Below are 12363 nucleotides of genomic sequence, written 5' to 3' on the forward strand. Positions count from 1 at the left end.
TTGGGGAAACGAATAACCAGAAATACTTTAAAATGTAAGGCTATGCTAAAGATAAAGGTTGATTTTAATATAAATAAAAAAAAGAGCTAGGTATGGGCACCCATTAGTTATATAAAGACTGCATCCTGAGTTCTATAATTATAAATCGAAGAAATGAAAAGAACCTATTAAACAGACAAAAGCTATTATCCATAAAGTCAAATACGTAGGTTTTTTTAGTTCTCTATCTAATGTTGGTATGGATTGAATAGCTTTGACAACAACCCCTGAAAAAATAGCTACCATAAATGCTCCTAACAACGTAGTAATGTCGATTACATATTCATCAATTAGTCTAAACAGAATAACCGCAAACGCTACTGAAGCACCAGAAAGAAAATGCTTTAAATTCATTTGAATCCCCTTTTCTCATTACAATTTACTCTTATTAATCTTCTTAAATAATTCCCCTTACAATAACTGCTTCTACAACCTTCTAAAAATACCTGCTTATTCAATTAACCTGCCGCGTTAGTTCAATAAGAAAAAGGCTTTACCCTTTCTTGAAGTAAAGCACCTGGTAGTTGTCTAATAACCCGTTCAGTTCAATGGTACAAACATTCAAAATAACATTAGAATTAGCAGTATATTTATATGTAAATTATCATCGAAATTAACATATCAATTAGCTTTATTTTTGACGCATAAAATGGCTTAGTTCTCCTTGAGTGAGAACTAAGCCATAACTATTTCGATATCCGAATTTTCCATTAATGCACCCGTTAGCCATCCATGCAGCACAAAAAAATGCTGCACCACAGAGGATGAAAATTGTATCAGAGTGGGTATAGATTAGTATGGCTGGCGAAGAAGGTCGATGAACTATGGTGCCTTAGAGCCCTTCCGTTAGTCTGACTCCAACGACCACGGTGCATCACAGACTGTCGCACTCTATACGAGTAGCACTCATGGGAGATTAATCCTACTCTGGTTATTGCACCAGCCTGCCCTTATTCTAAGATGAATGGAGTTGGTTCCTGATTTACTATTTAACTCCATATAAACATCCTGAAGGCTCAGCCTTTTTTTAAAAAAGCATTTTCTGAGTCTCTTTTGTTATGCAATTTTATAGATTTTAAGCATTTTTTAATTTTCATGGGAGTTGAAGAAGCAAGTTACAAATCGCAACTGTCATCCGTATTATTCCTCTTCTTTTTATCACCAAAATACTTCCAAAGATGGTATGTCGACCAGAATAAAACTATAAATATAAGCATTGAAAATGGTACAAAGTTAGTTTTTTCAAGAATATAATCAGGGGTAAAAACAGCGAACAAGACCAAGATAATTATAGCTGTAATCAAAAGTATCCAGTAACGTTTGTCTTTATAAGTGCTAAAACTCCACATACAATCCTCCCTGTACCAACATGTGATTTTCAAACTAAAGATATCCATTTATTATACAACACACTTAAACTAACCTGCCGCTTTAGTTCAATAAGAAAAAAAGCTCTACACCTTCTTGAAGTAAAGCACCCGTTAGTTTAAGATGAAATATTGGCTTCATGTGTAAAGTTCACACTAGCCCACTCACCCTCGATCTTAAACAATTCATATACAGCTTCGCGGTCCGTAGGTGGTTCATCTATCCAATTTAGCAGGGTTCGAATAATAGATTCTTTATCCGGGAAGTGGTGGATAAAGACTTCAGATTGCTCGTGAAGTCGTGTCGACCAAATCTGAGAACGCACCATCACCATTGAATAGTATGTTCGAATGAGTTTGCGAGCGAAACCTTGTGAAAACTTTTTAAAATCTTCGTCAGAAGCTGTTTCTAACCTTTTTAACGTCCGAGTAAGAGCCTCACAAATATCACCATTGAAGCGAATGGCTATCTCGGATGTAAGTTTATACGGACCAAATCGGTCTCTTAAATCCTCTCCGTAGACACAAACACAGAGTTCTTTAAGAAAGGCATTTTCGTAATAATTTGAGGGGGAAACCGTATAGTCGTAATATGCAACAACTATTCCAACTTCACGAACCAGAGATCGATACTTTTGAGACAGTTCTCCAGCAAGTTTCTTTAAATTCGCTAACTTAACGGAACTCAGTTTGCCATCAAACATAGCAATGAGGTCTAAATCTGATTTTAAAACAACCGCTTCACCTCTGGCTACGCTGCCGTACAAATAAACACTGTGCAATTGATCTTGAAATGAATTTCTAAGACTTTCGACAGAATCTCGAATGCAAGGCACGTAATCATTATCAATATTATCTATGCTTACATCGCTTTCAATAAATCCAGTATGGTCTAGACCATACCCAGCTCTTAAAATCGCCGTATTAATCTCCTACCTTTCCTGCATTCCTCTAATTATATAACTATGATAATGTGGACAAACAATATCTTATTGAACTAACCTGCCGCGTTAATTTAATAAGAAAAGGCTACCGTTACAGGCAGCCTCTTGTTTAACTAAAGCACCCGTTAGCCATCCATGCAGCACAAAAAAATGCTGCACCACAGAGGATGAAAATTGTATCAGAGTGGGTATAGATTAGTATGGCTGGCGAAGAAGGTCGATGAACTATGGTGCCTTAGAGCCCTTCCGTTAGTCTGACTCCAACGACCACGGTGCATCACAGACTGTCGCACTCTATACGAGTAGCACTCATGGGAGATTAATCCTACTCTGGTTATTGCACCAGCCTGCCCTTATTCTAAGATGAATGGAGTTGGTTCCTGATTTACTATTTAACTCCATATAAACATCCTGAAGGCTCAGCCTTTTTTTAAAAAAGCATTTTCTGAGTCTCTTTTGTTATGCAATTTTATAGATTTTAAGCATTTTTTAATTTTCATGGGAGTTGAAGAAGAAAAGGGACTCTATGTGATTAACAGCACTTGAAACTGCTTCGTACCTAATTTCATACGATTAGAGACAAAATTATAAACTTAAAGTAATTCAAAAAAGAATATTCCGAAAGAAAACCCTAATATTAATATAAAAGAATATAACAATTTCATTTTCATTGTTTGGTCATCGAAAACCATTCCTGAATAACGATATACCCAATAAAATATTGGTAAAACTACTATAATACAAAGAATATTTTCAAAGGAAAAACTTAATTGAAAATCTTTATTTATTTCAGTAAGAAAAAAAACCAGACTTCCTAATACAAAACCAATTGTATAACCGCCCATTAAAAAATGTTTTAATTCAACTTTTCCTTCCAGTATTTTCACCTTCTTTAAACTGTTTATTTAAGAATTTCTCTTATTCAATTTAGCATATTTTCTTTAAAATTCGTTCAACAATCTGACACGATTATTGAACGAATTTTACACAACACTATTCAACTAAACTGCTTCGTTAGTTGATTAAGCACCTTTTCTTCTACTTCACACGCTTTAAACCTCTCTTAATCCTTCATCATCACCAATGATTTCGAGTACAGGTTGCTTCAAAGCCTCCTGTATCCCAATTAAAGCATCTTCTAAATCTTCTAGTGATTCTTGTCTTAGAATGTTTTCATCCCATACCCAACCACTTGGTTTATTATCTTTGTAGTAAACCTCGCAAATATCAAATATAACTTCTTCATCACTTACTTTCTTTTTTACAACTCTGTAATTCCAAAGCATTAATAACACCCTTTCTAATACGCATTTTGTGTCAAATACGATTTAAAATTTCTCCTTCTCATATTGAACTAACCTGCTTCTTTAGTTTTAGTGTAACATTTCACATTCTACATAAAAATAGACCATCGAATGATGTCCTTTTTTTACTAAAGCATCCGTTAGTTGAATAACGAGATTCCCAACACACATCAAACAGGTACTTTGGGAATTATTGTATGTAGAATAATAAAGAAATACGTGCCAATATGATATATATATATATATATATAGGAAATTGGAGGTATAAAGATGCTTTGGAAAATTTATTTTTGGGTAATGTTAGTTGGGTTGATAGTATCAATGTTTTTAGAAAATGAATATGGTTGGGGGGAAACTGTATTAAGAATTGTGAGTACGATTATTGCCATTATTAACACAGTTGGATTTTATGGTTATGTATATAAGAAACAATTCTATTCGCAATCTTTTTGGAAAATCATATTCATAGTTACTGTAATTGATGTAATTGTATCTCTACTTTATTACGGATTTCAGGATGCTGAATTAGGAACAGAAGGAAATATTTTTGTCGCTGTTTTTACATTTATTATCATGTTTCCTCTTTTGCTAGGTTTATATAGATATGGATTCCAAAAGCAAAAAATAGCAGAAAAGGGATTGTAATTAACAACCTTAAAAAAGCCGATTTCCAGTATTAAGGAATCGACTTTTTTTATTTATTCATCTACAACTAAAGCACCCGTTAGTGAAAAATCATGGTCTATATAAAAGATTGTCTAAGTATGGATACCATTCCTCATTAACAAATTTAGCTTTTACTGCATCTTCAAGAATAACTGGCGAAACAGACGTAAGAGTAGATAAACATTTCACATCATTTTCTGTCGCAAGTCTTATTATTTTTCCTCCTGCATCTAAAACAACGAACCCATCTAACGTTTCAGCAATATAAATCGGAAGAATTAGAGCTTCAGGAATTTTATTATTCCCGACTACTTTCCATTCAGAATCCTCCAGCTTCGTACCGACTGTATTGACTATTAACAATATTGGACTATTTGTAACATCACTTATTGATTCACCTTGTTTATATACGCAATCATAAATAATGTAAACATCAGAAGTAGTACCTTTATATACGACTTGCCCGATAGTCATCAGTTCCTTGTTAACAGGTATTGTAAATAAATCGCCAATGGACACTTTTATTTTCTTTCTTCGAGCCATAAACATTTCCTCCTTGCAGATACAAGCCATTCTTATTTCCTTCTTAAACTAACCTGCCGCTTTAGTTCAATTAGAAAATTACGATTTTATTTCTTTATCAAGAAGGTACAATAGCTTTCTTCGTGCTTCTTTACTACGAATAAATTTTCTAACACGAATTGTGCTTTGTAAATAACTTCTGACGTGTTTATTCACAAAAAACAAACGGTGATATTCTTCATCCTCGTAAATCTTTTTAAACCAATCGTATTGATTTAACCGTTCAATATTTTGGTCAATTTTTTTCGTATTTAAAGTGTCACTATATCCAACACTGCCGAATAATCCTGCAATTAATTCAAATAAAAAACTGAACATAGTTTACTCCTATCTACTTTTCCTTTTGAGAATTCTCTCCTGATTGTGGCTAATCCTTATTAAACTAACCTGCCCCGTTAGTTGAATATTCGACAACCGAAATTTATTTATCACGTTATATAATCATACTTTTATTTTTTAAAAATTCGAGTATACAAAAATTTAGGAATGTATTTATTGGAATGAAAAACATCAATACACCTATACCTAAACTACTAAATAATCCTTCTGTCTGTTTATGAAATGTTTGAACGTCTAACTTGTAAAGTAGGATTGTTGCTATTGACAGAATAAGTGTATTTATACTAAATGCAACTAACCTTGCTTGCCATTTCTTGTTCTTTATTTTCAATAACCAAATAGAAGTTAGCATTGAAGCGAGTAAAGAAAACACTAAAATAATGATAAACACTATATTCAAAACCATCCCCCTAATTTAAGTAATTGCGTACGTTAAAAGGGTATTTAATTCAGTGAAAATCGCTATATATCAATGAAAAATGGACTGTTAATTATATGTCAATTAACAGCCCACTTATGTGTTTAATCTGAGTTTTGTACCACTCAACTGAACGGGTTAGTTTTCTAAGCACCGTCTCTTTTATTACACATTATCTGCGTGATATAATTTTATAGGTAAGTTCCTACATACAGAAAGGAAGGTTAGATGTCCAAAAATAATAATGTATATATACGACCTCTTATACTCTCAGATGCTGTCGAATTACTAAGTTTAGAAAAGAGAAATCAAGCATTTTTTGAAAACTATTCTATAAATCACCCAGAAAATTACTGGACTTTAGCAACTCAGAAAGAATTAATCGAAAAATGGGAACAAAATACAAAAAAAGAAATAGAATATAGGTTCGGAATTTTTAAAATTAATGATGATATTCTTATAGGTACTATTGGTTTGTTTCAAGTTCTCCGTGGACCTCGTGAAAGTGCACTTTTAGGCTATTCTTTAGACCAAGAACATAATGGCAAAGGTTATACTACGGAAGCTACTAATTTAGTTGTTAATTATGCTTTCGAAATTCTAAAATTACATCGAATTGAAGCTGGAGTTATGCCAGTTAACATTGGTTCCATTCGAGTATTAGAAAAGGCTGGTTTCCATAAAGAAGGAATAGCTAAGAAAAATGTTAAGATTAATGGTTCTTGGGAAGATCATCAAATGCTAGCTATATTAAATCCGAATGACTAACCTTGTAATTCATTCTAATTATTAGACAATCTCTATCTCCACTCATTTAAATTATGAGTGGAAGTGTTATTATTTATTACGTGAAGTCCTGCTTCAACACAGAATGTGGAAGAAAATTACGTTCTACCATGGAAGCCTGCTGTGTTACTTCAATAAGAAAAAAGGCTTCACTCCTTCTTGAAGTAAAGCATCCGCTAGTTTAAGTACATTTGAAACCGACAGTTATCCAAAATAATTATTAAACCACCAAACAACAAGAAATATACCCCCTACTCCCCAAGCAGTGGTACTCCTTATCCACCAAATTACGGATTTAGCTTTTGAGGAATTTTCCTCCTTGTCCATATTTGCTTTTATAAAAGCGACCTTACTTTCCATACCTTTTTTCATAGTAACGAGAACAACTAATCCGATTAGCATGAAACCAGTAGTTATCCAGAGTAATAAGTCCACCTTCTACCCCCCCTTTTTTATGAATTACTTTCCTTTCAATCTTCTTTATTCAACTAACTTGCTGCTTTACTTTAATACGTTTGAAACCAATAGATGTTCCAATTTTATATAAATTTTCCATTTATAATCAGAAAAAAGCTTTATCCCTTGTTGAAGTAAAGCACTCGTTAGTTGAAGAAGCATTTTTTATCCTTCAAGTAAGACTATGTAAACAATTTCTTCCTCTTCCAATTCAATAATCAAATTATAGGTATCATCATCATTGGACTCATATATTTTTGTCCCTACTGGTAATTCAATAGCTGCGCCATCTTTAAATAACCACTTATTACTGGTTTGTCTAGTGATTTCGCCGAGTTCTTGGCCTTTTATAAGTTCTAATTCTTGAACCCTCTCTATGTTGGAAGCATTCAAATAAACTAAACCATTCCATTGAAAGATATCTGCATCTTCATTTTCATTTATTATATCGCTTGCTGTTGGATTACCCACACTTTGTGAACATCCAGTAAGAAAAAATAAGAATATTAGACTAATAGTGATAGTTCTCATAACTAACCCCTATCTGTTGTTCCGTCCTTTGATTTAACTAAACTACTACTTTAGTTCATTAATTTACTCCTTCTTGAAATAAAGCACCAGTTAGCCCTCTATACAGTAAACAACGCAGAGATACAGAGGTTGAAAAGCGTTTTAGCAATTATGAGCTGATACATCTGTAATTAAAGCCTATTATAAACACGACTAAAATCCTGCGGCAAAGTTGCTTTTTCAGTCAAATTTTCTGACTTTTCATTGACCATTAATGACTTTCTTTTTTGTTTTTTTTTAAAATTTTTTTCGAATCTTTGGTAGCGATCCCTTCTGCTAACTTATTAAAACAATAAATTAATAACATAAATACTAAAATAGGAGGAATAATCATCCAATATTGCTTTGTCGTAAATACTTCTCTTGAAATAGAAATCATTCCGGATAGCTCATATATTTCGGGAACTAAACGCCCAGGAGAGTCCGGATAACTTCTTGCACCCCCAACAAAAAGAGATAATATACCTAAATGAACAAACATTTGTAGAACTTGAACCACATGCTGCGTCCAGTACAATAAAAGCTTATTCCATAATTGAGGGTTCAAATGCTTGTTGATAATCCAAATTAGGGAGCCCCCCATCACCACCGAGCTTTGTACATATTCTTTTTTCAGTGCATCATTCATTTCATTTCCAATGAGACTAGTTGTTACCGGTAATACAATAAGGGACATGATCATTATTTGAATAAACAATCTCTCCCCAAGAGTTGTATCCCAAGCTCCTGTAGAAGTGGTCATGACTGGTACAAGTAAAATAAACACTAATAATGTCAAAGGTAAAAAGTGCATACCATCAGCTATAGAGTTGATTATTTTTCTGCCTTTTCTGTTTAAAAAGAAAACATAAATAACCCCAAAGATATATCCAATTACTACACGAATGGTGGCAATAATCAATGTTACGAGAATTGTATACTTAATACCAACTAGTAGCTGTTGGAATATAGAATAGCCATATGGATCTGTACCGAATATCATGCTTGAAGATGGTGGGTGTGGAGCTCTACTCACAATTTTTCCGGCTTCATTATAGACAAAATTAATCTGTTCAATATGATCATCATAAAAAAAGAAATAGCCAAAGCTAATTGCTAACAAGGATAGTAAAATGAACAGCGGAATCTTAAAGATAAAATTATTAAAAGGATTAAGCTTTACCTTGAAACTCTTTATACTTTTCATCAGGAAGATAGATTTCCATTGTTCTTTATCAAATAAAGGCATATGCATTTTTTCAAAAAGAACATTTCGCTCCGTTTCTCCCTTATTTACCATTCTTTCTCCTATTTGATAAAAAATATAAAATGGCGTGAAAATGGAAATTAATATAAAGGTTATGCCCTGTGGACTAAAATCATTGCGTAAATAGTAGAGAATCCTATGAATACCAAAAAGATATTCAATGATTAACAAGGAAGACAATGTAAGCCAGACAATTGATTTTGATTGATGGAAGATACTTTTTAAGACATTCGACGTACAATGTTTAATCAAAATTTGCATTTTCGATAACCCTTTAGATTTTGCAAGATTTACATAGGGATGCTCCATCTCTTCCGCGAACAGGACTACGAAAAGTTTAAAAAATAAAATAGTCGGCACGACAGCTAAGCAGAGAATAGGTGCTGTGTAAACCTTCTCCCCACCTAAACTATAAAAAGATAAAAAACGATAGCCAGTAATTAAATAAACTTGTACAACTGCAATTTGAAAAATATATATGTATGTGATATCAGGAATGGCCGTTAAAAGTTCAGAAACACGTGACATAAGCTTTTTAAAATTTCCTTTGCTACTTGCTGTCATTACAGCAAATAGAAAGGATACGAATAGAGAAAATAATAATGCAAGAACAAGTATTGTCATAGAATAAAGATATGGCCCCTCAAAGTAACTACTTAGAGAAAATGGAATCGTTTCTATTGTTGTTAATGATAAGTTGAATGATTTGTAATTGAGATGCCATTCAGATGGGGTTATCAAAGCTGTACATACACTAATAAACTCTTTAAAAAACAGTTTAAAATTGAAAAGACTTCCTTGAGTAAAGAGAATAGGTACACAACTTAATAAAATAATCCCAACGACACCCAGGATATACTTTTGTATGGACAAACTTAAATTTTTCATAATTCCCCCCTTAATTCTTTATGTAAATTTCTCTGTTTATTTTTTTACGTTAGATTTAGAGAGAAGTTTCATTTTAAATTGAATATTGTGTATAAGTTAATGAAAAGAAGAAATAGAAGTCATTCAGTTGTCAGTCCCCATATCTAATTATAGAACAGATCTATTCACGCATTGATGAAGCCTCATTAACTCGATGTAAACAAACTAAATGAATTAGGAATGGAAGGATGTGAACTTGTTAGGGTTGTTAGTGGAGAATGTATTTTTAAAAAGCTAGTAAAAGAAGAAGTGTTAATAATTTGTAGTAAGTCACCGCTCAAAGATACCGTCGAACCTTACTTAGTATAACTAGAAGAAAAGCATGATGAAAAAGAAAATAGCCACCTAATGGTGACTACTTCTTCATTAGTAAGGCTAATTTTGCTTTAGATGGAGTTTCATATTTATGACCTGCTTCTGGATTCAAGTAGCTCTTCTGTATCACATATAATCCACCACCTAAACCATAGATAGGCGCTTGTCCTTGCTTGTGCTTGGCTGTATAAACTCGATACTCTCCACCTTTAGGCAAAACATACAGTGCAATAAGTTCTTGCCACGTGCCTGATCCTAGTTTGAATACCGTAACATCGTTTGTCGTAGTTGTAATCTTACCAATCTGACCTACCTTTAATTCTGTCTTGCCCCACATAACTTTCGGCGATGCAGCATCAGCAGTAGTGTTGAATGTAAACATTGCTAACAGAGTGAACATAATTGTTATTAACTTAATCATTTTCATTTTATTTCCTCCTCACCTAATTATTGTAAACTATATCATGTGACTAAGAAAAAAACAAAGAAACTATGAATACAAATTTTTTCAACTATGTAAATATTTGAATTTATAGTGTAACATTCAAAGCAGACCAATAATCTTTAACTAAAGAACCCGTTAGTTGAATAAACACCTTCTCATTTATTACACATTATGGTCGGACAGCGACTCGATTATTAATCAAATATTTGAATCTTATGAATTTCAAGTACATATATTAGATAATTAATATTTATCAAGTTGGTGTACTACCGTGTTTAAATAAGAAGTAACTAACAGAGTTATACATATTTTCATCGTGCTAGTAAAAATCTTTGTACTTCTAATCAACCCTTACGGTATATTGATTAAAGTGGTAGGAATCTCTATTTGGTCAGTAATTATTTTATTTGATATATACAAAATTAATAAAATCAAGAAAACGAGAGCTGATTAAATTTGAACGTTTTTTTATTATGCTTTATGTGTCATTTGCAACATAAAAACTCCCATTTTCCTTCTTCAACTAACCTGCCGCGTTAGTTAAAGTATATTCTTTCACAAACTTTTAAAGTAGGTAAAATTCATAATGCTTTTACTAAAAATCAACTTTTACCTTTAACATAGCCAAATGTAAAAAGCATGTTTGTAACATACAGATTATCCAACATTTTTAGGAATCTCCCCATTAGAAATAATAAAGACAAAAAAGAAGATAAACAGGATCGATTACCAATACCTCCTATTCTTATCTTCAATTCCTGAAATACATGTACTTTTAAGTTTCAATTTCCTCTCTCATTTTATCCAATCCTTAATTTAATTAGGAACGAGTAATTTAAATTCAAAAACAACTATTACTGCTATTAAAATTAGAAACATTTCCGATATAGTCAAAATAGATTGTTTCGGATGTTCTGTATATTTCCATTCAAAAAACGCTCTTACTATATAATCCAGTACCATAAAAACAATTAAGGGAATTAATAAAAGGGATATTAATTCTTCATAATAAAACAACAGCACATAAGAGAGAGTGATTAAAGTAACTGCAGAAAAAATTCTTAAACCTTTATCAATTTTTCGATGTGACTTGTTTATGTAATTAAATGAAAAAAACTCCTTTTTCACTTTCTCAATTTGGAGTAGGTTCCTCAGAAAAAGCTTAACTATTGAAATAAGGACAAAAACAATTATTAAAATTAAACATAATTTTATCCAGGACACTAAAATCCTCCTATTCTATTTATCTGAGGCTTTTTAGAGGAGAGAAAGTCTTTACTCCTGCTTGAAGAAAAGGCTCCCGTAGAAAAACACGACTCACTTAATATAGGAATGCTCGTCTCTCGAGGTTAACAAGGAATAGGTAGTACAATTCCAATTTTTTACACCAGTTGTTCTTGTGCCTTTCCAACCCATTTTCCGCAATTCCTTTGCGATTAACATATTAAAAAAACCATGACCAACTAAAACTATTGATTCATGTTCATTGGCGTAATTTATTAGTTGTTGTGAAGCCATGGTTGCTCTCAATTTCGCCTTACTATAAGATTCGCATTCCTTAGAATAGCCACAAAACCATAATATCCTTAAAATTACCGCCCAGTTATTTGGCTTTAATTTCAGATTAAATAATATTGTTGGATGAGGAGGTAATTCTGTTTCTCGAAATAAAGGATCCGAAATTGTTTTGGATACTGGATTTAATAAGCATGCCGAGTCAATAGACCTTTTTAAATCACTGGTAACTACAACCTTTGCAACTGCTACTTTTTCAATAGTGATTTGAGGGAATGTTGATTCTTCAATTACACCGTTAAAGTCATACTTTTCAACCCAATTCTTAAATTCTGCAAAAGTGATTCTATCATTTTCAGTCCATTGTGATTTACCATGCCTAATTAATGAAATCTCCATAGCAAACTCCTTTAATTAAACTCGTTTTCTAAACCATAACTTTTT

General features: G+C 32.5%; 15 protein-coding genes. 2 read left to right on the plus strand and 13 right to left on the minus strand.

The window, feature by feature from the left end; all coding sequences use genetic code 11:
• Positions 1-138: 138 nt before the first annotated feature.
• The 4 genes from MHI40_RS09165 to MHI40_RS09180 all read right to left on the minus strand — a co-directional run bounded on the left by MHI40_RS09165 (position 139) and on the right by MHI40_RS09180 (position 3636).
• Positions 139-393: a hypothetical protein gene (locus MHI40_RS09165; protein ID WP_340762367.1), complete on the minus strand. Its 255-nt coding sequence runs from the start codon at positions 391-393 to the stop codon at positions 139-141.
• 1132 nt (positions 394-1525) lie between these two features.
• Positions 1526-2242, minus strand: a complete 717-nt coding sequence (locus tag MHI40_RS09170) for a nucleotidyltransferase domain-containing protein (protein ID WP_340762368.1) — start codon at positions 2240-2242, stop codon at positions 1526-1528.
• Positions 2243-2943: 701 nt separating this feature from the next.
• Positions 2944-3237, minus strand: coding sequence for a hypothetical protein (locus tag MHI40_RS09175; protein WP_340762369.1), 294 nt, complete (start codon positions 3235-3237; stop codon positions 2944-2946).
• 165 nt (positions 3238-3402) lie between these two features.
• Positions 3403-3636: a hypothetical protein gene (locus MHI40_RS09180; RefSeq protein ID WP_340762370.1), complete on the minus strand. Its 234-nt coding sequence runs from the start codon at positions 3634-3636 to the stop codon at positions 3403-3405.
• 288 nt (positions 3637-3924) lie between these two features.
• Here MHI40_RS09180 and MHI40_RS09185 point away from each other — a divergent pair, with 288 nt between their 5' ends.
• Positions 3925-4299, plus strand: coding sequence for a hypothetical protein (locus MHI40_RS09185; protein ID WP_340762371.1), 375 nt, complete (start codon positions 3925-3927; stop codon positions 4297-4299).
• A gap of 90 nt (positions 4300-4389) precedes the next feature.
• Here MHI40_RS09185 and MHI40_RS09190 read toward each other — a convergent pair whose 3' ends face one another.
• From MHI40_RS09190 to MHI40_RS09200, 3 genes are all read right to left on the minus strand, one after another.
• A complete protein-coding gene (locus MHI40_RS09190) occupies positions 4390-4863 on the minus strand; it encodes an Imm26 family immunity protein (RefSeq protein WP_340762372.1) in 474 nt (157 codons plus the stop codon).
• Between the two features lie 78 nt (positions 4864-4941).
• Complete coding sequence (locus MHI40_RS09195) at positions 4942-5220, minus strand: hypothetical protein (protein ID WP_340762373.1); 279 nt, start codon at positions 5218-5220, stop codon at positions 4942-4944.
• A 115-nt stretch (positions 5221-5335) separates the two neighbouring features.
• Positions 5336-5641 (minus strand): hypothetical protein, encoded by a 306-nt coding sequence (locus MHI40_RS09200; protein WP_340762374.1) that lies wholly within the window; start codon positions 5639-5641, stop codon positions 5336-5338.
• Positions 5642-5887: 246 nt separating this feature from the next.
• Between MHI40_RS09200 and MHI40_RS09205 the strand changes: the two genes are divergently transcribed.
• Positions 5888-6427, plus strand: a complete 540-nt coding sequence (locus MHI40_RS09205) for a GNAT family N-acetyltransferase (RefSeq protein WP_340762375.1) — start codon at positions 5888-5890, stop codon at positions 6425-6427.
• Between the two features lie 222 nt (positions 6428-6649).
• Here MHI40_RS09205 and MHI40_RS09210 read toward each other — a convergent pair whose 3' ends face one another.
• The 6 genes from MHI40_RS09210 to MHI40_RS09235 all read right to left on the minus strand — a co-directional run bounded on the left by MHI40_RS09210 (position 6650) and on the right by MHI40_RS09235 (position 12318).
• Positions 6650-6880, minus strand: a complete 231-nt coding sequence (locus tag MHI40_RS09210; protein ID WP_093534000.1) for a hypothetical protein — start codon at positions 6878-6880, stop codon at positions 6650-6652.
• 186 nt (positions 6881-7066) lie between these two features.
• On the minus strand, positions 7067-7372 hold the full coding sequence (locus MHI40_RS09215; RefSeq protein WP_340762376.1) for a hypothetical protein: 306 nt from the start codon (positions 7370-7372) through the stop codon (positions 7067-7069).
• Between the two features lie 310 nt (positions 7373-7682).
• On the minus strand, positions 7683-9605 hold the full coding sequence (locus MHI40_RS09220) for an ABC transporter permease subunit (RefSeq protein WP_340762377.1): 1923 nt from the start codon (positions 9603-9605) through the stop codon (positions 7683-7685).
• A 394-nt stretch (positions 9606-9999) separates the two neighbouring features.
• Complete coding sequence (locus MHI40_RS09225; protein WP_340762378.1) at positions 10000-10386, minus strand: hypothetical protein; 387 nt, start codon at positions 10384-10386, stop codon at positions 10000-10002.
• An 834-nt stretch (positions 10387-11220) separates the two neighbouring features.
• A complete protein-coding gene (locus tag MHI40_RS09230; protein ID WP_340762379.1) occupies positions 11221-11628 on the minus strand; it encodes a DUF4181 domain-containing protein in 408 nt (135 codons plus the stop codon).
• A 93-nt stretch (positions 11629-11721) separates the two neighbouring features.
• Positions 11722-12318 carry a histidine phosphatase family protein gene (locus MHI40_RS09235; protein ID WP_340762380.1) on the minus strand — a complete coding sequence of 199 codons (597 nt, stop codon included), beginning with the start codon at positions 12316-12318 and terminating at the stop codon, positions 11722-11724.
• Positions 12319-12363: the final 45 nt, after the last annotated feature.

This window comes from Psychrobacillus sp. FSL H8-0510 (assembly GCF_038008345.1).
In the GTDB taxonomy this organism is placed as follows: domain Bacteria; phylum Bacillota; class Bacilli; order Bacillales_A; family Planococcaceae; genus Psychrobacillus; species Psychrobacillus psychrotolerans.